The sequence below is a fragment of the Mesorhizobium sp. P2_C4 genome, assembly GCF_056404575.1.
On sequence record NZ_JBFUDT010000003.1, the window covers coordinates 139,901 to 164,802 of the forward strand.

The 24,902-nt window shown below is 61.3% G+C and carries 24 protein-coding genes and 1 tRNA gene; 10 read left to right on the forward strand and 15 right to left on the reverse strand.

Annotation, left to right across the window (positions count from 1 at the left end; all coding sequences use genetic code 11):
- Window positions 1-42 precede the first annotated feature (42 nt).
- From trmFO to AC1DX6_RS13200, 3 genes are all read right to left on the reverse strand, one after another.
- The gene (gene trmFO, locus AC1DX6_RS13190; RefSeq protein WP_477313953.1) at window positions 43-1,461 is read right to left on the reverse strand and encodes a methylenetetrahydrofolate--tRNA-(uracil(54)-C(5))-methyltransferase (FADH(2)-oxidizing) TrmFO; all 1,419 of its coding nucleotides are present in this window, start codon (window positions 1,459-1,461) and stop codon (window positions 43-45) included.
- A 409-nt stretch (window positions 1,462-1,870) separates the two neighbouring features.
- Entirely contained in the window at window positions 1,871-2,011 is a 141-nt protein-coding gene (locus tag AC1DX6_RS13195; protein WP_477247548.1) for a DUF1127 domain-containing protein, read from the reverse strand.
- Window positions 2,012-2,058: 47 nt separating this feature from the next.
- Window positions 2,059-2,199, reverse strand: a complete 141-nt coding sequence (locus AC1DX6_RS13200; RefSeq protein WP_477247546.1) for a DUF1127 domain-containing protein — start codon at window positions 2,197-2,199, stop codon at window positions 2,059-2,061.
- A gap of 239 nt (window positions 2,200-2,438) precedes the next feature.
- Between AC1DX6_RS13200 and AC1DX6_RS13205 the strand changes: the two genes are divergently transcribed.
- Genes AC1DX6_RS13205 through AC1DX6_RS13215 form a run of 3 tightly spaced genes read left to right on the forward strand, consistent with a single transcriptional unit; the run spans window position 2,439 to window position 5,611 of the window.
- Window positions 2,439-3,557, forward strand: coding sequence for a DUF2157 domain-containing protein (locus AC1DX6_RS13205; RefSeq protein WP_477313955.1), 1,119 nt, complete (start codon window positions 2,439-2,441; stop codon window positions 3,555-3,557).
- A complete protein-coding gene (locus AC1DX6_RS13210; RefSeq protein ID WP_477313957.1) occupies window positions 3,554-4,138 on the forward strand; it encodes a GDYXXLXY domain-containing protein in 585 nt (194 codons plus the stop codon). Before AC1DX6_RS13205 ends, AC1DX6_RS13210 begins: the two co-directional genes overlap by 4 nt.
- A 24-nt stretch (window positions 4,139-4,162) precedes the next feature.
- Window positions 4,163-5,611 (forward strand): aromatic amino acid lyase, encoded by a 1,449-nt coding sequence (locus AC1DX6_RS13215; RefSeq protein ID WP_477313959.1) that lies wholly within the window; start codon window positions 4,163-4,165, stop codon window positions 5,609-5,611.
- Window positions 5,612-5,616: 5 nt separating this feature from the next.
- On the opposite strand, the gene AC1DX6_RS13220 is transcribed toward AC1DX6_RS13215, so the two are convergent.
- Window positions 5,617-5,701 (reverse strand) — tRNA-Leu (locus AC1DX6_RS13220).
- 340 nt (window positions 5,702-6,041) lie between these two features.
- On the opposite strand from AC1DX6_RS13220, the gene tig reads away from it, so the two are divergent.
- The 4 genes from tig to AC1DX6_RS13240 all read left to right on the forward strand — a co-directional run bounded on the left by tig (window position 6,042) and on the right by AC1DX6_RS13240 (window position 10,259).
- Window positions 6,042-7,508: a trigger factor gene (gene tig / locus AC1DX6_RS13225; protein ID WP_477313961.1), complete on the forward strand. Its 1,467-nt coding sequence runs from the start codon at window positions 6,042-6,044 to the stop codon at window positions 7,506-7,508.
- A gap of 412 nt (window positions 7,509-7,920) precedes the next feature.
- On the forward strand, window positions 7,921-8,301 hold the full coding sequence (locus AC1DX6_RS13230) for a c-type cytochrome (RefSeq protein WP_477313963.1): 381 nt from the start codon (window positions 7,921-7,923) through the stop codon (window positions 8,299-8,301).
- Between the two features lie 51 nt (window positions 8,302-8,352).
- Window positions 8,353-9,291: a heme o synthase gene (locus AC1DX6_RS13235; RefSeq protein ID WP_477313965.1), complete on the forward strand. Its 939-nt coding sequence runs from the start codon at window positions 8,353-8,355 to the stop codon at window positions 9,289-9,291.
- A gap of 149 nt (window positions 9,292-9,440) precedes the next feature.
- Window positions 9,441-10,259 carry a DUF2189 domain-containing protein gene (locus AC1DX6_RS13240; RefSeq protein WP_477313967.1) on the forward strand — a complete coding sequence of 273 codons (819 nt, stop codon included), beginning with the start codon at window positions 9,441-9,443 and terminating at the stop codon, window positions 10,257-10,259.
- A gap of 55 nt (window positions 10,260-10,314) precedes the next feature.
- On the opposite strand, the gene AC1DX6_RS13245 is transcribed toward AC1DX6_RS13240, so the two are convergent.
- From AC1DX6_RS13245 to AC1DX6_RS13290, 10 genes are all read right to left on the reverse strand, one after another.
- A complete protein-coding gene (locus AC1DX6_RS13245) occupies window positions 10,315-10,788 on the reverse strand; it encodes an aminoacyl-tRNA deacylase (protein ID WP_477313969.1) in 474 nt (157 codons plus the stop codon).
- 173 nt (window positions 10,789-10,961) lie between these two features.
- Window positions 10,962-11,360 carry a cytochrome C oxidase subunit IV family protein gene (locus AC1DX6_RS13250; RefSeq protein ID WP_477313971.1) on the reverse strand — a complete coding sequence of 133 codons (399 nt, stop codon included), beginning with the start codon at window positions 11,358-11,360 and terminating at the stop codon, window positions 10,962-10,964.
- Between the two features lie 9 nt (window positions 11,361-11,369).
- On the reverse strand, window positions 11,370-12,092 hold the full coding sequence (locus AC1DX6_RS13255) for a heme-copper oxidase subunit III family protein (RefSeq protein ID WP_477313973.1): 723 nt from the start codon (window positions 12,090-12,092) through the stop codon (window positions 11,370-11,372).
- A gap of 13 nt (window positions 12,093-12,105) precedes the next feature.
- A complete protein-coding gene (locus tag AC1DX6_RS13260) occupies window positions 12,106-12,810 on the reverse strand; it encodes a cytochrome c oxidase subunit 3 (protein WP_477313975.1) in 705 nt (234 codons plus the stop codon).
- The gene (gene ctaD, locus AC1DX6_RS13265; protein WP_477313977.1) at window positions 12,807-14,570 is read right to left on the reverse strand and encodes a cytochrome c oxidase subunit I; all 1,764 of its coding nucleotides are present in this window, start codon (window positions 14,568-14,570) and stop codon (window positions 12,807-12,809) included. The genes AC1DX6_RS13260 and ctaD overlap by 4 nt, the downstream gene beginning before the upstream one ends.
- A gap of 21 nt (window positions 14,571-14,591) precedes the next feature.
- The gene (locus tag AC1DX6_RS13270; protein ID WP_477313979.1) at window positions 14,592-15,473 is read right to left on the reverse strand and encodes a cytochrome c oxidase subunit II; all 882 of its coding nucleotides are present in this window, start codon (window positions 15,471-15,473) and stop codon (window positions 14,592-14,594) included.
- A gap of 204 nt (window positions 15,474-15,677) precedes the next feature.
- Window positions 15,678-16,322, reverse strand: a complete 645-nt coding sequence (locus tag AC1DX6_RS13275) for a Crp/Fnr family transcriptional regulator (protein WP_477313981.1) — start codon at window positions 16,320-16,322, stop codon at window positions 15,678-15,680.
- 253 nt (window positions 16,323-16,575) lie between these two features.
- Window positions 16,576-16,857: a hypothetical protein gene (locus AC1DX6_RS13280; protein WP_477313983.1), complete on the reverse strand. Its 282-nt coding sequence runs from the start codon at window positions 16,855-16,857 to the stop codon at window positions 16,576-16,578.
- 265 nt (window positions 16,858-17,122) lie between these two features.
- Complete coding sequence (locus AC1DX6_RS13285) at window positions 17,123-19,423, reverse strand: AGE family epimerase/isomerase (RefSeq protein ID WP_477313985.1); 2,301 nt, start codon at window positions 19,421-19,423, stop codon at window positions 17,123-17,125.
- 13 nt (window positions 19,424-19,436) lie between these two features.
- Window positions 19,437-21,020: a phosphomannomutase/phosphoglucomutase gene (locus AC1DX6_RS13290; protein ID WP_477313986.1), complete on the reverse strand. Its 1,584-nt coding sequence runs from the start codon at window positions 21,018-21,020 to the stop codon at window positions 19,437-19,439.
- Between the two features lie 154 nt (window positions 21,021-21,174).
- Here AC1DX6_RS13290 and AC1DX6_RS13295 point away from each other — a divergent pair, with 154 nt between their 5' ends.
- The 3 genes from AC1DX6_RS13295 to AC1DX6_RS13305 all read left to right on the forward strand — a co-directional run bounded on the left by AC1DX6_RS13295 (window position 21,175) and on the right by AC1DX6_RS13305 (window position 24,488).
- The gene (locus AC1DX6_RS13295; RefSeq protein WP_477313988.1) at window positions 21,175-21,510 is read left to right on the forward strand and encodes a hypothetical protein; all 336 of its coding nucleotides are present in this window, start codon (window positions 21,175-21,177) and stop codon (window positions 21,508-21,510) included.
- A gap of 174 nt (window positions 21,511-21,684) precedes the next feature.
- Window positions 21,685-23,523, forward strand: coding sequence for a GumC family protein (locus tag AC1DX6_RS13300; protein ID WP_477313990.1), 1,839 nt, complete (start codon window positions 21,685-21,687; stop codon window positions 23,521-23,523).
- Window positions 23,524-23,693: 170 nt separating this feature from the next.
- Window positions 23,694-24,488, forward strand: a complete 795-nt coding sequence (locus AC1DX6_RS13305; protein ID WP_477313992.1) for a sugar transferase — start codon at window positions 23,694-23,696, stop codon at window positions 24,486-24,488.
- A gap of 12 nt (window positions 24,489-24,500) precedes the next feature.
- On the opposite strand, the gene AC1DX6_RS13310 is transcribed toward AC1DX6_RS13305, so the two are convergent.
- Window positions 24,501-24,731, reverse strand: coding sequence for a hypothetical protein (locus tag AC1DX6_RS13310; protein ID WP_477313994.1), 231 nt, complete (start codon window positions 24,729-24,731; stop codon window positions 24,501-24,503).
- Window positions 24,732-24,902: the final 171 nt, after the last annotated feature.

A 24,902-nucleotide genomic window follows, 5' to 3' on the forward strand; every position in this document is an offset into this window, starting at 1 on the left:
GAATCCTTCAGGCGAGCATCAAGGCTGCGGAGTAGCGGACCCTTATTCCGCCGCTTCGGCCGTTTCCGTTTGCGCTGGCAGCCCCAGCCATTGCCGGCAGTCGGCACGAGCGCGCGATGTGATGGCATGACGCTTGGCGACGGTCTTGTCCTTGCCGCGCATCCGCTTGCCCTCGGTCTTCGGCGCCTCCACCGGCGGGAACAGGCCGAAATTGACGTTCATCGGCTGAAAGGAGCGTTTTCCTGGCTCGTCGTCGGAGACGATGTGGCCGCCGGTGATGTGGTTGAGCAAGGCGCCGAAGGCTGTGGTCAGCGGCGGTAGCGACGGCGCATGGCCGAGCCGCTCGGCAGCGGCGAAGCGGCCGGCGAGCAGGCCGATCGCAGCGCTCTCGACATAGCCTTCGCAGCCGGTGATCTGGCCGGCAAAGCGCAGGCCGGGCCGCGACTTCAGCTGCAGCGAAGCGTCGAGCAAGGTCGGCGAGTTGATGTAGGTGTTGCGATGCAGGCCACCGAGGCGGGCGAAATCGGCGTTTTCCAGGCCCGGAATGGTGCGGAACACGCGCACCTGCTCGGCATGCTTCAGCTTGGTCTGAAAACCGACCATGTTGTAGAGCGTACCCAGCGCATTGTCTTGGCGCAGCTGCACGACGGCATAGGCCTTGACCGTCGGATTGTGGGCATTGGTCAGCCCCATCGGCTTCATCGGCCCGTAGCGCAGCGTCTCGACGCCGCGCTCGGCCATGATCTCGATCGGCAGGCAGCCGTCGAAATAGGGGGTGCCTTCCCATTGTTTGAATTCAGTTTTCTGGCCATCGATCAATGCCTGGACGAAGGCGAAATATTGCTCCTTGTCCATCGGGCAGTTGATGTAGTCCTTGCCGGTGCCGCCGGGGCCGACCTTGTCGTAGCGCGACTGGAACCAGCAGGTGTCCATGTCGATCGTGTCGAAGTGGATGATCGGTGCGATGGCGTCGAAGAAGGCCAGCGCATCGGCGCCGGTGGCCTCGGCAATCGACTGGGCGAGCCCGGGTGCGGTCAGCGGGCCGGTGGCGATGATCGCCTGGTCCCAGTCCGTTGGCGGCAGGCCGGGAACTTCCTCACGCTCAATGGTGATCAGCGGATGCGCCTCGAGCCTTCTGGTCACGGCTTGTGAAAACCCGTCGCGGTCGACCGCCAGCGCGCCGCCGGCCGGCACCTGGTGCGCGTCGCCGGCGCTCATGATCAGCGAGCCAGCCAGCCGCATTTCGGCGTGTAACAGGCCGACCGCATTGTTTTCGGCGTCGTCCGAGCGGAAGGAGTTGGAGCAGACGAGTTCGGCCAAGCCGTCCGTCTTGTGCGCGTCGGTGCCGCGCACCGGGCGCATTTCATGCAGCACGACCGGCACGCCGGCTTCAGCCGCTTGCCATGCCGCTTCGGATCCGGCGAGGCCGCCGCCGATGATGTGGATTGGATTTTTGCTCATGAGCGCCGGAATAATCGCTTGCGGCGGCGATTGCAATTGCCGCGCGACAGTCCGGCGAGGGGGAAGCCTACCCCCAAAAACAACAACACCCGCCGGGGGAGGAGGTCCGGCGGGTGTCGTTTTTGGGGTCGATCCTCGGGAGGAGGTGAAGATCGACCGTATTCGTCATCGCCGGGGAGGAGGTCGGCTTTGACGAAATCTCTTTCGCCGGATCAAGGGGGGCGAAACCCCTGGGAAGACGAACTACGTTCGCTTTGAAAGACGAACTGCGTTCGCTTTGGGAACAACGCCCGCCGCGGGAGGAGGTGCGGCGGGCGCCGTTTTGGTGGTCAACCCTCGGGAGGAGGTGAAGGCTGACCGTATCCGTCAGGGTCGGGGAGGAGGTCGACCCTGGCGAAATTCCTTAGCTTCAGATCGCCTTGCGGGCGACGTGCTTGATCTCGTCGCGGACGATGCCGAGATCATGGAGCTGGCGGTTCGAAAGGCGACCCAGTTCGTTCACGGTGTCGCGGTAGACGCGCCAGTTACGATAGTTGCGGATCAGGTTCATTGTCGTTCTCTCTTAAAACTGGTTCGGACCATTTACGGTCCGAAGGATTAGACCGCCTTGCGGGCGACGTAGTGGATGTCGCTGCGGCCGATGCCGAGGTCGTTCAGTTCACGGTTGCTCAGGCGGCTCAGCTCGGAAACAGTTTCCCGGTAGCGGCGCCAGTTGCGGTAGTTGCGGATCAGGTTCATGGTATTTCTCGTTTCGTCTTTCTTTCGGATCATTCCGTCTTTCAGTACGACCTGAACATAGGTGGGCTAAAAACGATTTAAAAGCGCTATTGGTGCATGGCAGCAATGCAAATTGTGCAATGCAACATTAACGCGCGTTCACGGCTTCGACACAAAGAAACCCGAATCGGAAAATGCCGTTGCGTCAACGGTTTGGCCGGATCGGCTGAAAAAAAGACCAGGCTGGGGGAGATAGGGGTATGGCGAGCTATTCGTCACGGGTCAGGGCGGATATCGCGCGCTGGCGAGAGGGCGGCCTGATCGACGCGCCAACGGCCGATGCGCTGGCGCGCGACGTCGAAGCAAACGAGCGCAAATCGCTGAGCTTCGGTTCGATCCTGGCGATGATGGCGGCGCTCTTGTTCGGCGCCGCGATCCTGATCTTCGTCGCCGCCAATTGGGAAGCCATTCCACGGCTGGCGCGCGTCGTGGCGCTCTTTGCCATCATTATCGCCGGCTATGTCGGCGGTGCTGTGCTGAAGACGCGCGACCATGCAGCGATCGGCGAGGCGCTGTGGATCGTGGCCGCGGCAGCGTTCGGCGGATCGATCGCGCTGATCGGCCAGATGTATCATTTGTCCGGCGACGAAGCGTCGGCCTTGATCACCTGGGGCGCCGGCACGGCGCTGGCGGCGGTCGCGTTGCGCTCCAACCCGCTCACCCTCGCTTCCGTCGGCATCGCCGACGCCTGGCTGTTCCTCAAATGGGGCGGCTTTTTCCGACGTGCCGAGTTTCCGCATCTCTTCGCCCCCATGGCGCTGGTACTCTTCGCCATTTCGTTCTGGACCCGCAGCCAGGCAGCGCGGCACCTGATCATCCTGTCGGTCATCGCCTATCTCGTGCTGCTCGTGATGGACCACGACACGCTGCAGGTCGCCACTCCGTTGGTGGTGGTCTCGGCGTTGCTTTTTGCAGCGGCTATCTTCGCGGCCGAACCGGTCGAGCGGATCGTGCAGCTTGGCGGCCGGCTGCCCTTGCATGCCCTGATCGGCTTCCTCACCGGCATGGCGATGATCCAGTTCGAACTGGCCGACGAGGCGAGCTACAATGCCGGCTTCGCCATTGCCTCGGCGGTTGCGCTCGCCGGCATCGTCGCAGCGATCATGCTCGGCGGCCGTGAGAGCAGGGGCCTGCGCTGGGTTGCCTATGCCGGTTTCGCCTTCGAGCTCGCCATCATCTATATAGTGATGCTGCATTCGATGCTCGGCACCGCCGGCTTCTTCCTGGCTGCCGCACTGCTGCTCGGCACGTTGGCGCTGGTCATCATCCGCGTCGAAAAACGCATGAACGCGCCGCGCGGCGAAGGAGCGAGTGCATGATGACCGGCAAAAGACTGATCATCTCGGCGCTGCTGCTGGCGCTCGTCCAGATCGGCTTCCTCTGCTGGATCATCGCCGGCCGGGCGGCGATTCTGCGCGACGGCAAGGAAGTCCTGCTGAAGGTCGAGCCGATCGACCCGCGCGATCTCCTGCGCGGCGACTATGTTGTGCTTGGCTACGAGATCTCGCGCATCCCGGTGAAGCTGATCGCCAACATTCCACCCGACAGGTCCACCAGCAATGACTCCGAACTCGTCGTCAGGCTGAAGAAGGGCGCTGAGGGCTACTGGCAGCCGAGCGCGGCCTGGTTCGATGCCGCACCGACGCCGGCGGCCTCCGATGAGGTCGACATCGTCGGGCATGTCGCGGATGGCTGGGGCCTGCGCGAGCCGGAAGCGACGATCGCGCCTGACTACGGCATCGAGCGCTTCTATCTGCCGGAAGGCGAGGGCATGGCGATCCAGAACGACATGCGGGTGCGGCCGTTCGGCATCCGCGCCGCCATCGCGGCCGACGGCAGCGCGCAGATCAAGGCGCTGATGGATGGCGACAAGACGCTGTTCGAGGAACCGCTCTACTAACCCTCCCACCTGACGGTACGAAGCATGCCAGCGACCCTGACGACACGGGAAGACGTCAATCTCGACACTGTTTTCCGCGTCGCCTGGAAGAAGGACGCCGTCAAAATCAGTGACGCGGCCTTGCTGCGCATCGCCGAATGCCGCGCATCGTTCCTGAAGCTGATTGAATCCGACCCTCCACCGGTCATCTACGGCGTCACCACCGCCATGGGGGAACTGGCGAGCCGCAAGCTCGAACATGACGAGCGGGATCGCCATGCGCGCATCAAGGCGTTCGCGGCTGCCACCTCCTTTGGCGATCCGTTGCCGGAGCGCGTGGTCAGGGCGATCGTGCTCGCCCGCTTGACCAATTTCCTTGAAGGAAATGCCGCCACCACGCCGCGCATGGCGCTCGCCGTCGCAGCGATGCTCGACGGCGGACCGATGCCCGCGGTGCCATCCCAAGGTCAGGGTGGCGCCGGTGAAATCCTCGCCCTCTATCCGCTGTTCGCAGAGCTTTCGACGCGCTTTGATCTCGAGGTCAAGGAACGCGGCTCGCTGATCAATGGCTCGCCATGCGCTGCGGCCCTGGTTGCCGATGCGGCCTTGGCGGCCCGCCGCCGCGTCCGTATGACACAAAAGGTCTTTGCGCTGTCGATCGAAGCGTTTCGCGCGCCGCTCGAACATTACGACGAGGCGCTCGACACGCTTTGGGGCGACGAACACGAAGCTGCCGCCCTGCGCGGATTGCGCGAGTTCCTCGTCGGCGCCGGAGACGGGCGGCGCAACTATCAGGCGCCGGTCAGCTACCGGATCGTGCCGCGCATCCTCGGCCAGGCGCATCGCGCTCTGTCGACAGCCGAGCGGGCGGCGACCGTTTCGCTGGCTTCGATCTCGGACAACCCGGTCTATATCCCGCCTGATGACGTGCACCCGTTCGGCCGCTGCATCAGCACCGGCGGCTATCACAACGCCATGGCAACGCCAGCGCTCGACGATCTGGCGGCGATCTGGGCCGATCTCTGCCTGCTCTGCGATCGCCACGCCTCAAAGCTTCTGAACGGCAAGGTGTCGCTGCTGCCTGACCTCCTGATGACAGGGCGGCATTGGGCGGACAGCGACGGCCACGGCAATGTCGGCTATGTGCCGATGGCGATCACCGGCTATCTCGAGCAAGCCAAGCTTGCGGCGCAACGCACCTTCATTCCGGGAACGGAATCGGCTGGCGCTGGGCAGGACGATGTCGCCACCACGGCGTTCTTCGCCTGGACCAAGGAGGCGACCGCCGGCCGCTGCGTCGACGCGGCGATGGCGATGCTGGCGATGATCGCCTCGCAGGCACTGCATGTCACAGGGCGCGAAGCACCACCGGCGCTGCAGTCATTTGTCGCGGATATCAGAAGGATCGTTCCGCCGGTCGGTGATGACCGCGTGTTGGGGTCCGACCTTGCGAAGCTGACGGAATGGCTCACGCGTCAGGTCTTTGAGGAATAGGCTGCTGGTGCGGATGAAGGGACTCGAACCCCCACGCCTTTCGGCACTGGAACCTAAATCCAGGGCGTCTACCAGTTCCGCCACATCCGCATGAACCGGCAATCCCATGTAGCCATCATTCTGTCAATGTCGGGGTCAAAATGGCGGTCATTCGCTGCAACGCGAAGATGGTTGAAAATTAGCCGCGCCTGTGACAAAAGGCGTGTCAAATGTGACGGGACGCGACGATCCGCTTCTGCAGAATGTGATAAGAAGTAGGAAAAACAAAGACTTATTCACATTTTGGAGCGCAGTTTGGGAGAATTTGAGCCGCTTTTGCGGTCAAATCGCCAGGTTCCGTACCAAAAGCCATTCCCGGCAAGATTATACCGGCAGGCTGTAAACGGCAGGAGCCGTTTGGCAGCCTCATTGGTGAAAAAAAGGTTTTACGATGCAGGTCACCGAAACGCTCAACTCCGGTCTCAAGCGCGAGATCAAGATCACCGTGCCGGCGGGTGACATGGAAGCCAAGCTGATGGCGCGGCTGTCGGACGCCCGCAACAAGGTCCGCATCAACGGCTTCCGCCCCGGCAAGGTGCCAGTGCAGCACCTGCGCAAGGTTTATGGCAAGTCGTTCATGGCCGAAGTGGTCAACGAGATCCTCAACGATTCGACCCGCTCGATCATCACCGGGCGCGGCGAAAAGGCCGCCATGCAGCCCGAAGTGATCATGACCGAGGACGAGAAGGAAGCCGAGAAGATCCTGGCCGGCGGCGCCGACTTCGAGTTCAGCATCAATTACGAGATCATTCCGGCGATCGAGATCAAGGATTTCTCCGACATCAAGGTGACACGCCAGGTGTTCGACGTGCCGGATGCCGAGATCGACGAGCAGGTCCAGCGCGTTGCCGAATCGGCGCGCAGCTATGAGCCGAAGACCGGCAAGGCCGCCGAAGGCGACCGCTTGTCGATCGACTATGTCGGCAAAATCGACGGTGAGGCCTTCTCTGGCGGCGCCGGCACGGATCAGCCGCTGGTGCTCGGCTCCAAGGAATTCATCCCCGGCTTCGAAGATCAGCTGATCGGCGCCAAGGCCGGCGACGAGAAACAGGTGACGGTCACCTTCCCGGAGAACTACCAGGCGGCGCATCTGGCCGGCAAGGAAGCCACCTTCGACGTCACGGTCAAGGAAGTATCCAAGCCCGGCGCGCTCGAGATCAATGACGAGACGGCCAAGAACCTCGGCCTGGAGTCGCTGGAACGCCTGCGCGAAATCGTGCGCGGCCAGATCGAGAACCAGTTCGGTTCGATGACGCGCCAGAAGGTCAAGCGCCAGCTGCTCGACCAGCTCGACGCCTCCTATTCGTTCGAGGCGCCGTCGAAGCTCGTCGACGCCGAGTTCAACAACATCTGGACCCAGGTCAACCGCGATCTCGAAGCTGCCGGCCGCAGCTTCGCCGATGAGGAGACGACGGAAGAAGAGGCACGCGCCGAATATCTTCGCCTTGCAGAGCGCCGTGTGCGTCTCGGCCTGGTTCTCGCCGAAATCGGCGAGAAGGCCGGCGTCACCGTGACGGACGAGGAATTGCAGCGCGGCCTGTTCGAGCAGGTGCGCCGCTACCCGGCCGCCCAGCAGCAGGAAGCCTTTGAATTCTACCGCAGCAATCCCGAAGCGCTGAACACGCTGCGCGCGCCGATGTTCGAGGAGAAGGTGGTCGACCATCTGCTCGGCCAGATCTCGGTCACCGACGTCAAGGTCAGCAAGGAAGAGCTGATGGCAGACGACGAAGAGGGCGAGACCGCCAAGGCGAAGCCGGCGAAGAAGGCCGCTGCCAAGAAGGCTGAAAAGGCCGACGACGCTGAAGAGCCCAAGAAGAAGGCCGCACCGAAGAAGAAGGCCGCCAAGGACGCCGAATAAGCGCCTGACGACAGGATTAGAAAAGGCCGCCCTATGGGCGGCCTTTTTCGTTGTGGCGGGATGGCGGCGGGATCAGAGCGCCTTGATGATGATGATGCAGCCGGCCAGGAATAGAACGACGCCGGCGAGCCGCATGCCCGACACAAAACCGCTGTGACAGGCGAAACCAGCCGAACGTGTCGACGAAAGTCCTTGCGACCTGCTGGCCGGCCACCGTGAGGCCGACGGCAGGGCCGTGGCGTAAGGCTGGCATCTTCTATCTGCCGGCCAAATTCTGTGGTACTGAGATGTCGTAGGGCCACAAGGGAGGAGCCGATATTCCGTTCTGTGGCGCAGTGCGCATGTCGGTGCATCCATGTGCCGGCGCGCGCAGATCGTCTTGGGCAATACTGGCGATCAGTGAGGAGATGCCATGCGTGCAATAGCATTCCTAGCCACCATATCCGTTGCGACCTTCATCTCGAATTCATCGCAGGCACAGGATGCCGCGGCGGGCGAGAAGGTCTTTACCAAATGCAAGGTCTGCCACATCGCGGAAGAGGACACGAACAAGATCGGTCCGTCGTTGCACGGTGTGATTGGCCGGACGGCCGGCACGCATCCGGATTTCAAATACTCCGAGGCCATGATCGCGGCCGGCGCATCCGGCGTCAAATGGGATGAACCGACGCTGACTACCTACCTTCACGATCCAAAGGCCTTGGTCCAAGGTACGAAGATGGCGTTTCCCGGCCTGAAGAAGGACGAGGACATCGCCAACGTCATCGCCTATCTGAAGCAATTCTCAAAATAGCCTGGCTCTTCAGCCGGCTGGGCTGCCGGTTTCCATCGCTGGTCGTCTCAAATGTCGGTCAAGGAAAGCCTCAAGGATACCGGCATCCGCCTCTCGGAAGCGACGGCTGGTGATTTCTTTGCGCTTTTGAAGCCACGGGTCATGGCGCTGGCGATCTTTACCGCTTTCGTCGGTCTGATGGTGGCGCCCGGCGGGATGAACCCGGTCATCGCCGTGATCGCTATCGGCGCTATTGCGGTTGGAGCGGGCGCGGCCGGGGCGCTCAACATGTGGTACGATGCCGATATCGACGCGCTGATGTCGCGCACCTCAAAACGGCCGATTCCGTCAGGCCGTGTCGAGCCGGGCGAGGCGCTCGGCTTCGGCCTGGTGCTTTCCGCGTTTTCGGTGGTGACGCTCGGCCTCCTGGTGGGTTGGCTGGCGGCGTCGCTGCTGGCCTTCACCATCTTCTTCTACGTTGTCATCTATACGATGTGGCTGAAACGCTCGACGCCGCAAAACATCGTCATCGGCGGCGCCGCAGGCGCGCTGCCTCCTGTCATCGGCTGGGCGGCGGCCACCGGCGCCGTCGGCATTGAAAGCATCATTCTGTTTCTGATCATTTTCCTCTGGACGCCGCCGCATTTCTGGGCCCTGGCGCTGTTCAAGACCGGCGACTATGCCGCGGCCGGCATCCCTATGATGCCGAACGTGGCCGGCCATGCTTCGACGCGAAAGCAGATCTTCGCCTATGCACTGCTTCTGGCGCCCATCGGCATGCTGCCCTGGGCCTTCGGATTCGCTAGCGGATTCTACGGAATTGTTTCAGCCGCACTGGGCGTGGGATTTATCTGGCATGGCTGGAAGGTTCTGGTCATTGCCGACCAGGACATGAAACCGGCAAAGGCGCTGTTTGCCTATTCGATTCTCTATCTCTTCGCGACCTTTGCCATGCTGCTTGCCGACACCATTGCAATGCGCGCGTTCATGCCAGTTGCAACCGGTGCATGACCCTGCCGGCCCTTCCGACAAAAGGGCGACAAACCCCATGCAAAAGAGTATGTTGATCACGGTGCAGGTCCGCGGTTTGCGTGGCCAGTCATGCAAAACGGCAGCACCGTGAAACCGCGACCTTACCGGACCTGATCTGGAGGAACGGCATGACAAGTTTTCACGTGATAGCAGGCGCCAGCGAGACGCTGGAACACACCAAAATTCGAAAAATCGGTGTTTCCGACCTTTTTGATGCGCTCAGACGCGGCGTCGACGATTTCATGGTCAAACCATCGCACATCGTTTTTCTCGGCCTGATCTATCCGCTGGTCGGCGTTGTGCTGGCTGCCTGGACGTCGGGCGCCAATGCGTTGCCGTTGTTGTTTCCGCTGGTCTCCGGTTTTGCACTGATCGGTCCGTTTGCGGCGATCGGCCTCTATGAGATCAGCCGGCGACGGGAAGCCGGGATCGACACCTCCTGGAGCCACGCTTTCGAAGTCAGGAACTCTCCGGCGCTGCCGGCCATCGCGGCGGTCGGGATCATGCTGTTTGCGATCTTCATCGCCTGGCTTTTGACGGCCCAGATGTTCTATCAGTATCTCTTCGGCCCGGCGCCGCCGACATCGATATCCGGTTTCATCAACGAGATATTCGCCACCGGGCGCGGCTGGACGCTGATTATCCTGGGGCACGCCATCGGCTTCGTCTTCGCCGCCGTTGTGCTGTGCACCACGGTCGTCGCTTTCCCGCTGTTGCTCGACCGCGACGTTGGCGCTTACGAGGCCATCCACACCTCGGTGCGCGTCGTTCTGGCCAACCCGATCCCGATGGCTGTCTGGGGACTGATCGTCGCCGTCTGCCTGATCATCGGCTCGGTGCCGGTGTTCGCGGGGCTGGCGGTGGTACTGCCGATCCTTGGTCATGCCACCTGGCATGTCTACCGCAAAGTCGTGGAAGCGCCGGCGTCGGTCAGGCCGGCGAGCTGACGAAATCCGGCCCGGCTGCATCGGCGCGAGTGCCGGTGCAGCCGGTTGATTTTTTTCAGTAGGCAGCGTGACTGAAGCGGGCGTGACGTGCGTCCATGGTCAGGTTGCGGAAATCCTTGCCGCTGACATGTACCAGCGTCCTGTGGTCGCCGCCCTCGAAATAGATGTCGGTGGCCCCGCCGAGGCTGTCGTCGAGGATCACCGGGACATCATAGGCCGCGCCGATCGGCGGAATGGCGCCGGTGTCGCAATCGCCGAAGAGTGAGACCACCTCGTCTTCGGAGGCGAGTCCAAGACGCCTGTCCATGACGTCCTGCAGTGTGCCGAGCTCGATTCTGTGCGTGCTTGGGACCACGGCCAGCGCATAACCGAGCTCGTGGTGAACGACCACGGATTTGGCCATCATGCTGCCGGGCACATGCGCGGCGATGGCGGACTGCCTGCTCGTCGATGTGCGATGATGGGCGACGGTGTCGTAGGAGATTCCTCTCCCGTCAATGTAGTCCTTCAGTCTGTTTGCGATCGTCATTTTCGGCCTCCCTGCTGGAGTTCGCGGCGCATTAGAAACGAGGGCAATCATTCTCCTCCGATCGTTTCCGATAATAGCAAGATGGATCAGCCGCCGCTCGTTTCAAGGCAGCAGCGGCCCGACCCTAATTGCAGGCAGCCTCTGTCGACCAAGCCTCAAATCCAGGTTGCGCGTCAGGGTCCGGCGCCGAAAAACGTCACACGGGTGAGAAGCGTGTGATCCGCTTCGAACAGCATCAGCGCCACGAACACCAGTACGAAAACCGGCGGCAGGATGATCGCGTACATCAGCGCCAGCCGCTCCCAGGCCATGTGCATGAAAACGGCGACGATCAGCCCGGCCTTGAGGATCATGAAGATCAGGATCAGCGACCATCTGAGATAGCCGTGGAGGCCGAAATAATCGACCAGATAGGAGCAGGTGCTGAGGATGAACAGCCACGCCCAGACCACCATGTAGAGCTTGATCGGGTGTTCCTGATGAACCTCTGCATGGGCGCCGCCGGTCGCTGCCGCGTCATGTGCGCCGTGAAGAGCGTGTTGCCCCAGGCCGTTTGCGGTTGCTTCAGCCATATCGTCCTCTCACCAAAGATAGAAAAATGCGAAAATGAACACCCAGACCAGGTCGACGAAGTGCCAGTAGAGCCCCATGATCTCGACATTCTCGTAGCGGCCCTTGCGGCTGGTGAAGAAGCCGGGCCTCTCGGTGTCGTAGTCTCCGCGCCAGACCTTGCGCGCCACGATGATGAGGAAGATCACCCCGATCGTCACATGGGTGCCGTGGAAGCCGGTGATCATGAAAAAGCACGAACCGAACTGTGCAGCACCCCATGGATTGCCCCAGGGCCGCACCCCTTCGGTAATCAGCTTGGTCCATTCGAAGGCTTGCATGCCGACAAAGGTCGCGCCGAGTGCCGCGGTCAAAAGCATGAGGATCGCCGTCTTGCGGCGGTCGCGGCGATAGCCGAAATTGACCGCCATGGCCATCGTTCCGCTGCTTGAGATCAGCACGAAGGTCATGATGGCGATGAGGATCAGGGGGATTTCCTGGCCGCCGATGCGCAGCGCGAAGACCTCGCTCGGATTTGGCCACGGCACACGCGTGGAGATGCGCGCGGTCATGTAGGAAATCAGGAAGCAGCCGAAGATGAAGGTGTCGCTGAGCAGGAAGATCCACATCATGGCCTTCCCCCAGGAGACATTCTTGAACGCCCGCTGGTCCGAAGACCAGTCGGCGGCGATGCCTTGCCAGCCCGCCGGCCGCGGCTCGGTCTGGCCGATATGCGTCAGTGTCGTCTCTGCCATGCTCCCAGACCTCCTAGGTCAGTAACTGTCGGCAAATGTCGATGAAAGTCGCGGCCCAGCCGGCGAGAAGAATGAAGATGGCGAACCAGACGAACAGCAGGAAATGCCAATACATGGCGCAGAGTTCGACGCTGAGACGCAGCCGCTGCGGCCGCGCTCCGTTCCAGGCACTGGCGGTTGTTCGGCTCAGGCCCACCAACCCGCCAACGATGTGCAGGCCATGCATGCCGGTGATCAGGTAGAAGAAACTGTTGGCAGGATTGGAGGCCAGCCAATAGCCGTCGGCGGTCAGTTCCCGCCAAGCCATAAGCTGTCCGATCAGGAAGGCCAGCGCGGTCAGCCCTGCCGTGGCAAGGCCGAGCCGGACCGTGTCCAGTTGGCCCTTGCGCGCCGCGACCGCAGCGCATTGCAGCGCGATGCTGCTCAAGACCAGCACACCGCTGTTGAGCCAGAGGATGCGCGGCAATGGCATTGGCTGCCAATCCGACAGTGCCATGCGCATGAAGTAGGCGCTGGTGAACAGCGCAAACAGGCAGCCGACGACGGCAAGGAAGACGCCGAGGCCGATCTTGGCGGTCGGCAGCGCCGAGCGGTCGAGGGCGATATAGTCGCCGGCCATGCCTTGCTCAAGCCATGGCTTTGCCATCAGCCGCTGGTGGGAGAGCCACCAGCCGGCAATGCCGAAAATCACCAGGAGGAAGACCAGGATGACGCTCATGCCGGCTCCCTCGAGGGGCCGCCTGGCATGTTCTGCGGGATGAAGTCCTCCTTGGCGCCCGGCACGCTGTAGTCATAGGCCCAGCGATAGACGATCGGCAGGTCCTTGCCGAAATTGCCATGTGCCGGCGGTGTCTGTGGCGTCTGCCATTCGAGCGTGGTCGCCCGCCATGGATTGCCGCCGGCATCCCGGCCATGGCGGATGCTCCAGATCAGATTGAACAGGAAGACGATCTGAGCAAAGCCGACGATGAACGCCATGATGCTGATGAAGGAGTTCAGATGGTGGGCCGACTCCGTCATGATCGCCATGTCGGTCAGTTCGTTGTAGCGCCGCGGCACGCCCATCAGGCCGAGATAGTGCATGGGAAAGAAGATCAGATAGGCGCCAAGGAACGTGACCCAGAAATGGAACCGGCCCAGCGTTTCGTTCAGCATCCGGCCGGTGACCTTCGGGTACCAGTGATAGATCGCCCCGAAAATCACGGTGATCGGGGCGACGCCCATGACCATGTGGAAATGGGCGACGACGAACATCGTGTCCGACAGCGGAACGTCGACCACGACATTGCCGAGAAACAACCCGGTCAACCCGCCATTGACGAAGGTGACGATGAAGGCCATGGCAAAAAGCATCGGTATGGTGAGATGGATGTCGCCGCGCCACAGCGTCAGCACCCAATTGTAGACCTTGATGGCGGTCGGGATGGCGATGATCAACGTCGTGGTGGCGAAGAAGAAGCCGAAATAGGGGTGCATGCCGCTGACATACATGTGGTGCGCCCAGACCACGAAGCTCAGTGCGCCGATGCCGACGATGGCCCAGACCATCATCCGGTAGCCAAAGATGTTCTTGCGTGCATGCGTGCTGATCAGGTCGGAAACGATGCCGAAGGCCGGAAGCGCGACGATGTAGACCTCTGGGTGGCCGAAGAACCAGAACAGATGCTGGAACAGGATCGGGCTGCCGCCATTGTGCTGCAGCTGTTCACCCATCTCGACCACCGCCGGCATGAAGAAGGAGGTGCCGAGCACGCGGTCGAGCAGCATCATCACGCAGGCGACGAACAGCGCCGGGAAGGCGAGCAGCGCCATGACGGTGGCGGTGAAGATGCCCCAGACGGTCAGCGGCAGGCGCATCAGTGTCATGCCGCGCGTGCGGCCCTGCAGCACCGTCACGACATAGTTCAGGCCGCCCATGGTGAAGCCGATGATGAACAGGATCAGCGAGACGAGCATCAGGATGATGCCCCACTCCTGGCCACCCGGTGTGCCGGTCATGATGGCTTGCGGCGGGTAGAGCGTCCAGCCGGCCCCCGTCGGTCCGCCGGGCGCAAAGAAGCTCGACACCAGAACCAGCACGGCGAGCAAATAGATCCAGTAGCTCAGCATGTTGACATAGGGAAAGACCATGTCGCGGGCACCGACCATCAGCGGGATCAGGTAGTTGCCGAAGCCGCCGAGGAAGAGCGCCGTGAGCAGGTAGATCACCATGATCATGCCGTGCATGGTGATGAACTGGTAGTAGGCCTCCGGGGTGATGAAGTTGAAGGTGCCGGGGAAGCCGAGCTGCAGCCGCATCAGCCAGGACAGCACCAGCGCGACCAGGCCGATGGCCGTAGCGGTTGCCGAATACTGGATGGCGATGACCTTGGCGTCCTGCGAGAAGACATACTTCGTCCACCAACTGTGCGGATGGTAGAGTTCCATCTCCGCGACTTCGGCGGGCGGTACGGCATCTGCAGGCGTGACATCGACCATAGGAGCACCTCCGTGCCCTTTTTAGCGGGACCCGACAGTTTCGAGTTTTGCCGCAACTTTAAGAGCTGACACCGTCGCGTTGCCCGACTGTTGCGTCGAGCCAGTCTGCTCGGGTGCCGACAATTGCGCGAACGTCTGTTGCTGGCCAAGCCAGGCCATATAGTCCTGCTCTGTGTCGACCATGACGACGCCATGCATCATCGGATGACCCTGGCCGCAAAGCTCGGCGCACAGCACCTGGAAGGTTCCGGTCTTGGTCGGAGTGAACCAGAAATAGGTGACCGAGCCCGGGATCATGTCCATCTTGGCGCGGAATTCCGGCACATAGAAATCATGCAGCACATCGATCGAGCGCAGCAGCATCTTGACCGGCTTGCCGACCGGCAGATGCAGGTCGGCCGCTTCGACCACGACATCGTCCTGGCCGTTGGGATCCTTGGCGATCACGCCCAGCGGATTTTCGGCGGTGACGTCGCGCGTGTCGGACGTGCCGAGTTTGCCGTCCTTGCCGGGCAAGCGGAAACTCCACTGCCATTGCTGGCCGACAACTTCGACCACGGTTGCGTCGCTGGGAACGTTGACGAACTGGCTCCAGACGAACAGGCCGGGGACCAGCATGGCGGTGACGCCGGCTCCGGTGACGATCGTCAGCCACCATTCGAGGCGCTTGTTCTCCGGTTCATAGGCAGCCCGGCTGCCTTCCCGGTGGCGGAAGCGGAAGACGCAATAGGCCATGAACAGCACGACGGCGGAAAAGACGATGCCGGTGATCCAGAAGGTGATGATGATGGTGTTGTCGATATAGTCCCAATTGGAGGCAATCGGGGTCCACCACCATGGGCTCAGGAAGTGGAACACCACTGAGCCCACGACGATCAAAACGAGTACAACCACGATGGGCATGTCCCGTCCTCCCGGCATTCGAGGGGGCGCGAAGCCGTCCCGGCGAATGCCGCAAGCATCATGCGTGATTTGCAATCGAAATTCTAGAGCCGGCTGTGGAAGGCGCAAAAATCGCTTTTTGCGGGACACGGAACCGACTGTCCCCGTTTCGAATGCTGCATCAGGGATGGAAGCCCGGGGTAGATCGAGCGGGGCCGGTATGCCTCAACTTTCGATATAATCGTGCTCGAATCCAGCAAACTTCGTCAGGCCCGGTTGATCGAGCACGCGAACATGGCCTTGGCGGAATTCGAGCAATTTGCGCTCGCGCAGTTCCCGCAGCATTCGATTGACATGAATAGGCGTGAGGCCGAGAGCGTCGGCGAGATCGTACTGGGTGAGGGGGCATTCATAGCTGTTGCGGGTGACAGAGCCGATCCGTTCCAGACGCGCCCTCAGTTCGAGGAACAGATGCGCCGTCCGCGCCAAGGCGCTGCGTCGTCCCACATTGGTGAGATGTTGAGCGACAACTGCCCCGTGGTGCACGAGCGTTTCGAGAATAAGGGAAAAGAGGTGGGGCGACTTCATCGCAGCAAGGGTAAATGTCTTGGTCGAAGCCACCAAAACCAAAAGGTCGGTTTGAGCCACAAACGTTTCAAGAGCGCTGCCTGGGTATGACTGAGGCAGGACGATATCGCCTCTCAGCGCAAAGTCCAGAATCTGCCGCTGCCCGCCCGCGAGCTCATGAGAAATGCAACCCCAGCCCGACTCGACTATGAATACGCGATCGCTGTCCTCGCCCTGACTGACGATGACCGTCTCCGCCGAATAGCGCTTCGGCGTGAACCCCAGTGCCTTGATAAGTGCCATATCGTCGTCGTTGAGACCGACGTACGTTGGACGATTTTCACTTCCGCGCAAAGGAGGATGTGAAGCATACGTCATTTACCACCCCGCCCAAATTTCCTTTCCCCTCCGATGGAATGTACATCAGATTTGATGCGATGAGTATCCGGTCAATGGTAACTTTCGAGTGCAAGGTGTCGTTACCGCCACTTTTCGTTGCAATGGACAGTTCCGCTTGCTTGCCGAAGGCACGATTTGAAATCGCTCCGGGCACTGGTCAGGCTTTATTTCTCTTGAAATTTTCCCGCATGGACTCGACTATTTCGCTGGCAACGGCACAGCTGCGGTTGTCCACTTGATCTGCGGCGTTGCGTAGCGTCGTTGACGCGTCCTTGAGCAATCCTCTGATCTCTGCTGCCGACAACAGATGGGATGCTTCGAGTTCCAGCAGCACGGATTCACTCACGTGCAGCGCAGCAAGCGCAACCGCTCTCGGCCTGGTAGCAAGCAGTTTCAGGAGATCACCGCTGGGTCTGGCACGCGATTTTTTTTTTGCCATAGTTGCGTCTCAACCGTTCGGACAAGAAGGTTCACAGGCTCAAAATTGCGACGCCTCGACGAGCTGACCAGAGTTCCAGGATTGGGGGGCGTTCGATGCTCTCTTTTTGGCATTTCTCATGAGTATACTATCCCGGTTTGCAGCCGCGACACAGGGGCAGGGGATACCGAATTCGCCGTAGCTACTACTTCCCTACCCCTTGGAGCATCACTGCGGTCACAGCCGGCGCAGGGTTCCGCCGTCGAAGAAAGCAGCCCAGTTCCAGTCAGCCGTAAATCTGCTTCGGAAGCGTCTCGCCCTTTTCCAAAGCAGGCAGAGGGAAAGGTGCGACCTGTCCTCCAGTCTTGTCCAGATACTGCATCAACGCCGTCACCAGATGATAGAAGATGCTCGCGGGGACCTCCGTCGCCAGTGACCTTCCGCGCTCGTCAATCCTGTCGACCCACAAGCCGAGCGGTGCCGGATCGATGTGCCATCGGAAGAGGCGGGCGACACGAGCTTCGATCTCGGGTTTCAGATCCGGGCCGCCAATGCCGTCCAGGGCGACTGCCGCCTTGATGGCCTCGCATTGTGGCCAACTGCGGGAGAGCCGGTCGAGGGGCAATCCCTGCCGCGATACCGCTGCATAGGCCAGACCTGTGGCCCGGTTCAATCCGCTGGCGACCGCCGACGAATAGAGCTTCCTTGCGTAGGCTGCCAAGTCCTTCTGCCCGCTCGCTCGCGCGAAATCGACGAGGAGCGAGGCCCATTCGAAATGGTGCCCTGGTTCGGTCCACTGTCCCTTGTCACCCGGCAATGGCAGCCAATCGACATCGAAATGTTCCCCAAGCGTCCAGCTTTCCTGGTCGAAGAAATGGCACCGGAAGAGATCGATGACACGTGCCGCTCGACGCAGATATGCGCGGTCGCCGGTGACGCCATGCCAGGCAAGGAAGGATTCCAGCATATGCATGTGCGGGTTCGAGAACCGCACCCCCTTCCAACCCGGGGTCTCGAGGAAACCGTTCAGGCTGTCGTCTTCAAGATGGGCGTCGATGAATTGGAATGTCTCTTCTGCGAGCCGCAGGGCGTCCTGATGACCGCAACGGTGAGCATGGGCAAGCGCCAGTAGCACGCAGGAATGGTCGTAGGCGTCCTCGGCCCGGTCGGCCACGCTGCCGTCTGCATTCAGCGTCCGCACCCAGCCGCCGCGGTCGGTCCGGCCGTATTTGGCGATGAAGTCGATGCCGTGGTCGATCAGCCTGTCGGCAGGTCCGTCCCAGCCGCGTTCCTTGGCCACCGCGAAAGCGTAGATCTGGCGAGCCATCGTGCGCATGCGCTTGGGTTTGCCCAACGGCCTTGCATCGAAACCGAGAGCCTCGTGGAAGCCACCGTGCACATCGTCGACACCTGCGGTGGACCACAGCGGCAGGGTCTCCTCGAAGAGCCAGTGGTCGACGCGCTTGCGCCATGACCCGCTGATAATGACCCGGTCTTCCGACGCCGTGAACTTCGTCTCGAGGCGTCCGCTCTTCTCCAACTGTTCGACGACTTTCTTCACGTTCTGGCTGTGGCTGACGGGAGCGACGAATACCGCGTCGGGTGTCGCCACCACCGCCACATCCTTCATTCCGATAACGGTCAGTAGCCTGCCCTGGCTTCTGAGGTAGGAGCTGCCGCAATCCATGGCGACGACGTCGCCCATGACGACATTGCCGTCGCGGTCCGTCGGGCTGGCTTCGAGTAGTGATTGCCACGATCCGAGGTCGTTCCAGCGGAAGGAGGCCGTGACCATCGCGATGCCTTGTGCACGCTCCATGACTGCGTAGTCGATCGATGTCGAAGGGACAGCCGAGTAGAAGCCCTGGGGCAGGTAGATGCCCGAGACATCGGTCCGTGCGGTCCTGTAGGCGCGTTCCGCGCTTTCCCAGATGTCGGGTCGGAGGTCGAGGAATGCTTGCCGCATCGTATCGGCGCGAAACAGGAAGATGCCGGCATTCCAGTAGAATCTTCCCGAAGACACATATTGGGCGGCTGTCTCGGCATTGGGTTTTTCGACAAAACGCGAAACGGCGGCAACTCCACCACCATTCGCCGAAACCTCGATGTAACCGTACCCGGTTTCGGGATGTGTCGGCTTGATGCCGAACACAACAATGCTTCCTGAATCGGCGGCAGGCCTGCCCGCCTCGACGGTTTCCCAGAATTGCGTTTCGGTCGATATCTCATGGTCGGAGGGAACCACCAGCACAAGCGCGTCGCCGCCATGCTCGGAGATCGTCTGCAAGGTGGCTATGGCGACCGCTGCGGCGGTATTGCGGCCGACAGGCTCGAAAATCGGCTTGCCGCCGTGCAGGCCGAGCGGACCGATGTCCGAGATAACGCGGTCGGCGTGTCGTTCGGAAGCGATCAGGTAGATCGGCGTTTCATCTCCCGGCCGCGCCTTGAGGCGGCGGACCGTCTTGGCGAGCATGGAGCCGTCGCCCGAAAGGTCATGGAACTGCTTGGGATTGTCTTCGCGCGAGAGCGGCCATAGCCGTGAGCCGACGCCCCCGCTCATGACAAAACTTACGATCCGGCCCGGCATGGTCCAGTTCCTCTCAGAATGTCTGATTGTAGACTCCGACCTCTGGATTGTGGCGCAGCACGGCATCGAGAGCCTCGAACATCTCGCGACGTCGCTCCGACGAGACAGGGCTCTCCACCACGACGACAATTTCCGGTTTGTTTGACGAGGCCCTGACCAGACCCCACGTGCCGTCCTGGGCAACGACACGCACTCCATTCACTGTGACGAGATTGGCCAGAGGCTGGCCGGCGAATTCGATCCCATCCCCCTTCATTTTTGTGAATTCCCCGACAACTTTCGCGACCACCCCGTATTTCACCTCGTCGGGGCAGTGGGGTGACATCGTTGGGGTGCCGAAGGTCAGCGGCAGATCGCGGTAAAGGTCCGCGAGTGTCTTGCCCGGGTTGCGGTCGAGCATCTCGCAGACGGCGATCGCTGTGAGCAGCCCGTCGTCGTAGCCGCGTCCGATCGGCGGGTTGAAGAAGAAATGACCCGACTTCTCGAAGCCAGCTATGGCATTGAGTTCGGCGACGCGCCTCTTGATGTAGGAATGCCCGGTCTTCCAGTAATCCGTCCTTGCTCCGTTTTGCGCCAGAACGGGATCCGTCATGAAAAGTCCCGTCGACTTGACGTCCACCACGAAGACGGAATTCGGATGCAGCCCGGAAATGTCTCGCGCCAGCATGACGCCGACCTTGTCTGCGAAAATCTCGTTACCCTCGTTGTCGACCACGCCGCAGCGGTCGCCGTCGCCGTCGAAGCCGAGTCCGAGATCGGCGCCCGTCTCCAGAACCTTGTCCCGGATCGCGTGCAGCATCTGCATGTCTTCGGGATTGGGGTTGTAGTGGGGAAAGGTGTGGTCGAGCTCTACGTCCAGCGGGATCACTTCGCAGCCGATGCGTTCCAGCACCTGCGGCGCAAAAGCGCCCGCGGTGCCGTTGCCGCATGCAGCCACCACCCTCAGCTTTCGGCCGACGTTCTTTCCGGCTGTCAGGTCCTCGATGTATCTCTCGCGAAATCCCGGCACGAGTTCATAGCTTCCCCCACCGACGAGATCGAAATCGCCGTCCAGCACGAGCGCTTTCAAAGCTGTCATCTCCTCCGGGCCGAATGTCAGAGGCCTTTGCGCCCCCATCTTCACTCCGGTCCAGCCGTTCTCGTTGTGGGAGGCCGTCACCATGGCCACCGACGGAACGTCGAGTGCGAACTGGGCGAAGTAGGCTGTAGGAGAAAGTGCCAAACCGATGTCCTTGACGCGCGCGCCGGCCGCCATCAGGCCAGAGACCAGTGCCATCTTGATGGCCATGGAATAACTACGAAAGTCGTGGCCAGTGACGATGTCCGGGCCGACACCCATTCGGCGGATCAATGTGCCGAGCCCCATGCCGATCGCCTGTACGCCCATCAGGTTGAGTTCGGGTTCTTTCTCCGAGCCTGGATGCCCGAACCACCAGCGCGCGTCGTACTCCCGGAAGCCAGTGGCTTTGATGAGAGCACTGGTTTCGAAGGTGAATGTGTTTGGCGTGGCTTGGCCGACTATGTTCACGGTCGCGGGTTCCCGCTCTGCAATTGCGGGGAAGAGTCGTAGCACGCTGCCGGACGCGGGCCTCTTCATGAATTCGAGTAACCCCAACGCCCTGGTTTGCGCCCCCTCATCCAATAGGAGCATGCCCGCCGATGGCCGAAAGGATGTCTCGTCCAGGCATGGGGGGCTTGTATTCTGGGAGGGTGCGTCCCGGTCGGGCGCCGGCGACAAGGATGGCTGCAAGATGCCGCTGACCGCATTCAGGCTCACGTTCCGCGAGAATGTCGACGAAAGGCGGTTCGGTCGCCTGGCTCGCCTTCTCACTGTCATTCAGGTGGAAATCGAGAGGGAATCCGCGGAACTCCGTCCGTCCGTGGAAAGGATGACGGACTGCGCTGCCTTCTCTTCGGAGGCGATGGAAAATGGCGAGGGCCCCGAACGCATGTCCGCGCGGATCGATACGCTGGCGCGGAACCTGGCGCTCAACCGCAGACGGCAGGTCTTGCTGGAACAGCAGATGTCATTTGTCGACAGGACGAGAGAAGGGCTGCTGCGCATTGTTCCTTCCCATGGGACGTAGGGCCCATACGCCAATTGGCGGCGTTTACCTTGCGCGGCGCAGGCGTAGTCTTTCGCGGCAGTCTGGGATCGCGGGGCCTTAGCTTTCAATGAAAACATCGGCCGAATGCCATGGACGCCTGCACGGGGACGGCGTACGCGCTGGATCTCCCCGCACGCCTGCAGGAGACGCTGAATGAACCGCATGTTCCCCAATCAATGGCCATTGACAACGGATCAGCAGGCTTCCATCGACCAGGAGTTCATTGGCCTCTCCGACATAACCGAATTTCTACGGCGCTATGTTGGGACGATCATCGCCTGCGTTGCCGCGGCGCTCCTGGTGGCCGGGTTCTACAATTTGACCACCGACCCGGTGTTCACCGCCAGCACACAGATCCTGATCGAGCCGAAATTGCCGCAACACCTGCAGGAGGGCGGCGAAGTAAATCTGTCATTGGATACCGCCCAAGTGGAAAGCCAGATTGCAGTGATGCAGTCGGAAAAGATCGCTGCGATGGTCCTCGACCAGCTGAAACTCGTCGACGACCCCAAATTCAACCGTCCGCAGGCTCCGATTTTGCTGGAGAGGTTCAGGAGGATCGGAGCGGTCCTGCTTGACGCTTTCGGGCTCCGGAATAGCGCCTGGTTCACCTCGCTTTGGGAGCGTTTCGGCCTGAGCGCGCCTGAAACGCCGGCGACGCTGACCGAGTATCAAAAGGCCCGGCGCACCATGCTGATTTTCCGCGAGGGCCTCGACATCCGCAGGGTCGGCGTTTCCTACGCGATAGACATATCCTTCACCTCTCCTGATCCGGAGGGGGCAGCCACGGTTGCGAACGCCACGGCCGATGCCTTCGTGCGCGAGCAGATAGAAACCAAGGCCGACGCCGCAAAGGAAGGCGGCGCGTGGCTCGAGAAGCGCCTGCAGCAGCTGCGCACCCAGATGAACGAGGCCATGGCGAAAGCGCAGGAGTTCCGTTCACGGCACGACTACAGTGTCGGGAGTGACGCCACAGGGGAAGACGGGACAAGCGCTGTGCCGACGCTCGAAGAGCTCGAGGTGACTGCCGAAACCTACCAGAAGATGTATGAGAGCTTCCTGCAGGCCTACACCAACTCGGTAAGCCAGCAATCCTATCCGGTTGCCGACGCAAGGGTGATCACGGCCGCGACGGCGCCGCTCTATCCGAGCGCTCCAAGGCCGAAGCTGATGCTGGCCTTTGCGACGGTTGCCGGGTTCATTTTCGGCGTCGGACTTTCGTTCGCAAGGCATACGTTCGACTGGACCGTAAGGTCGCCACGACACATCCGGGACAATCTGGGTATCGAATGCGTCGGAGAACTGCCGCCCACCAGCAGGAGAAGGGAATCCGGCCACGTCGACGAAGTGGTAAGATACCCGCACTCCCGATACAGCCACAGTCTCAGGAAAGCGCGAACCGAAATCAGCCTTGCGCAAACCAGCCGCCCGATCAAGTTCCTTGGGTTGACCGCTGTATCCAACGACAGTTCGAAGAGTTCCGTCGCCAGCAATCTTGCCACGCTTTACTCGATGTCCGGTCTGAAGACGTTGGTGATTGACGCCGACGTCCGGCGACCGACCATGACCACGCGGCTGCTCGGCTGGTCGGGCAGCCTCCAATCCTTCCAGGATCCTGTCCGGCTCAACATCGTCCGCGCCCCGGGGCGGCCGTTCGACATGCTTCCAAGTTCGGTCGTGGACGCCAAGCACCTGTTGGCCCCAGGCAATATGGAGGCGTTCCTCTCGGAGCTTGCCGATTGCGACCTTGCCGCCCACGAACTTGCCGCCTACGACATCGTCATCGTCGACCTGCCGACACTTGCCTCGGGCGCCGATGAACTGACTGTCGGATCGGTCCTGGATGGCGTCGTGATCGTTGCCGAGTGGGGTAAGACACATGTCGAAACGCTGCGGGGGCTTGTCAGGACGCTGCAGGCCAGCAGGACGCCGGTACTTGGCGTACTCCTGACCAAGGCCCGCACGATGACGTCCAACCACCGCAAAGCATGAAACAGGTAGCGGGATATTCCTCCTTCGGAAGTCGCAAAAGCGTGCAGGGGGATCATTCCTTGGGATTAGGGGGATAGCCCCGGAGCGTCACGCTACCTCCTTTGCCATTCTTGCCGACAAGCCCCGACCTTGGAAGAGTGTCGGGAACAATTCGAAACAGCAACCGTCCCATGACAACGAACGCCTTCGAGTCGCATCAGAAAACCCCGATCTGGGTTCAGACGCCTGTGCCCGTGGCAGCGGAAGGCCGAACGGCAGTGCTGCACGTTGTTCCTGCACCCGACCACAACAGCGCCGGGGCAGTGTTGACAGAGATGTCGCCTGCCATCAGGGCAGGAACGACGAACCCTCCTCTGGGAGGTCTCCTGAAGCGGATCATGGATCTGGTCATAGCGGTCACGGCACTTGTCATGGCTGCGCCAGTGATGATCGTTGTTGCCCTGCTGATCAGGATGACGGCAGGAGGCCCGGCAGTGTTCTCGCACAGCCGCGTCGGATTCGGCGGAAAGCCGTTCAATTGCTACAAGTTCCGCTCGATGGTTGCCAATTCGGAAGAAGTCCTGAAAGCACATCTCGAAGCCAATCCGCACCTCAGCGTGGAGTGGGAGGAGACCCACAAGATCAGGAACGACCCGCGCGTCACGCTCCTTGGGTGGATGCTCCGCAAGTCGAGCGTCGACGAACTCCCCCAGCTCTTCAACATCATCCGCGGCGACATGAGCTGCGTCGGCCCAAGGCCCATCGTGAAGGACGAACTCAACCGCTACGGCGACCATCTGGGGGAATACCTTCGGACAAGGCCGGGACTCACCGGCCTCTGGCAGGTGAGCGGAAGGAGCAGCATGGACTACGCCAGCCGCGTGGCGCTGGACAGCCAGTATGTGCGGAACTGGTCAGTTTGGCTCGACATTGTGATCTTGTTCAGGACTATCTTCGCTGTGATGCGCTTCGACAGGGCTTCCTGAAGTCCCGACGGGCTACGTTTCGTCCCGCTTCCGATGGACGGACAGGGACAGGCCGATGATGTAGGCGCAAGCCAACGCGAACGCCAGGATCAGGAATCTGGTGACGGTCACATAGCCCGGCAACCCAAGGCCATTCCAGGCAAAGCTTCCGATCAGAAGCAGAGCAGTCGCTGCTATCAGGGCGGGAACCTTGAACCGCAGCCCCATCAGAACGCCTGCTGCCGATACGGCTATTATGCTCATGAGCACTGACATCTCCAGTGGCGCCCGCAGGACTGATGGCTCACTGCGGCAGGAAGGTTCCGGCAGGGGTCCAAGGGGCCAAGTGTGTGTGCTCACTGATATGCGGCCTCAAAGTGCAAGGCAAGCGCTGCCAGGGGTAGTGCACAGATGGTCCGCTTGATGGTCGAACCT

Bases quoted from the DNA above. Each gene is read 5' to 3' on its own strand.
- trmFO (WP_477313953.1), bottom strand. From the start codon at position 1,461: ATGAGCAAAAATCCAATCCACATCATCGGCGGCGGCCTCGCCGGATCC.
- AC1DX6_RS13195 (WP_477247548.1), bottom strand. From the start codon at position 2,011: ATGAACCTGATCCGCAACTATCGTAACTGGCGCGTCTACCGCGACACC.
- AC1DX6_RS13200 (WP_477247546.1), bottom strand. From the start codon at position 2,199: ATGAACCTGATCCGCAACTACCGCAACTGGCGCCGCTACCGGGAAACT.
- AC1DX6_RS13205 (WP_477313955.1), top strand. From the start codon at position 2,439: ATGGCGAGCTATTCGTCACGGGTCAGGGCGGATATCGCGCGCTGGCGA.
- AC1DX6_RS13210 (WP_477313957.1), top strand. From the start codon at position 3,554: ATGATGACCGGCAAAAGACTGATCATCTCGGCGCTGCTGCTGGCGCTC.
- AC1DX6_RS13215 (WP_477313959.1), top strand. From the start codon at position 4,163: ATGCCAGCGACCCTGACGACACGGGAAGACGTCAATCTCGACACTGTT.
- tig (WP_477313961.1), top strand. From the start codon at position 6,042: ATGCAGGTCACCGAAACGCTCAACTCCGGTCTCAAGCGCGAGATCAAG.
- AC1DX6_RS13230 (WP_477313963.1), top strand. From the start codon at position 7,921: ATGCGTGCAATAGCATTCCTAGCCACCATATCCGTTGCGACCTTCATC.
- AC1DX6_RS13235 (WP_477313965.1), top strand. From the start codon at position 8,353: ATGTCGGTCAAGGAAAGCCTCAAGGATACCGGCATCCGCCTCTCGGAA.
- AC1DX6_RS13240 (WP_477313967.1), top strand. From the start codon at position 9,441: ATGACAAGTTTTCACGTGATAGCAGGCGCCAGCGAGACGCTGGAACAC.
- AC1DX6_RS13245 (WP_477313969.1), bottom strand. From the start codon at position 10,788: ATGACGATCGCAAACAGACTGAAGGACTACATTGACGGGAGAGGAATC.
- AC1DX6_RS13250 (WP_477313971.1), bottom strand. From the start codon at position 11,360: ATGGCTGAAGCAACCGCAAACGGCCTGGGGCAACACGCTCTTCACGGC.
- AC1DX6_RS13255 (WP_477313973.1), bottom strand. From the start codon at position 12,092: ATGGCAGAGACGACACTGACGCATATCGGCCAGACCGAGCCGCGGCCG.
- AC1DX6_RS13260 (WP_477313975.1), bottom strand. From the start codon at position 12,810: ATGAGCGTCATCCTGGTCTTCCTCCTGGTGATTTTCGGCATTGCCGGC.
- ctaD (WP_477313977.1), bottom strand. From the start codon at position 14,570: ATGGTCGATGTCACGCCTGCAGATGCCGTACCGCCCGCCGAAGTCGCG.
- AC1DX6_RS13270 (WP_477313979.1), bottom strand. From the start codon at position 15,473: ATGCCCATCGTGGTTGTACTCGTTTTGATCGTCGTGGGCTCAGTGGTG.
- AC1DX6_RS13275 (WP_477313981.1), bottom strand. From the start codon at position 16,322: ATGGCACTTATCAAGGCACTGGGGTTCACGCCGAAGCGCTATTCGGCG.
- AC1DX6_RS13280 (WP_477313983.1), bottom strand. From the start codon at position 16,857: ATGGCAAAAAAAAAATCGCGTGCCAGACCCAGCGGTGATCTCCTGAAA.
- AC1DX6_RS13285 (WP_477313985.1), bottom strand. From the start codon at position 19,423: ATGCCGGGCCGGATCGTAAGTTTTGTCATGAGCGGGGGCGTCGGCTCA.
- AC1DX6_RS13290 (WP_477313986.1), bottom strand. From the start codon at position 21,020: ATGAAGAGGCCCGCGTCCGGCAGCGTGCTACGACTCTTCCCCGCAATT.
- AC1DX6_RS13295 (WP_477313988.1), top strand. From the start codon at position 21,175: ATGCCGCTGACCGCATTCAGGCTCACGTTCCGCGAGAATGTCGACGAA.
- AC1DX6_RS13300 (WP_477313990.1), top strand. From the start codon at position 21,685: ATGAACCGCATGTTCCCCAATCAATGGCCATTGACAACGGATCAGCAG.
- AC1DX6_RS13305 (WP_477313992.1), top strand. From the start codon at position 23,694: ATGACAACGAACGCCTTCGAGTCGCATCAGAAAACCCCGATCTGGGTT.
- AC1DX6_RS13310 (WP_477313994.1), bottom strand. From the start codon at position 24,731: ATGAGCATAATAGCCGTATCGGCAGCAGGCGTTCTGATGGGGCTGCGG.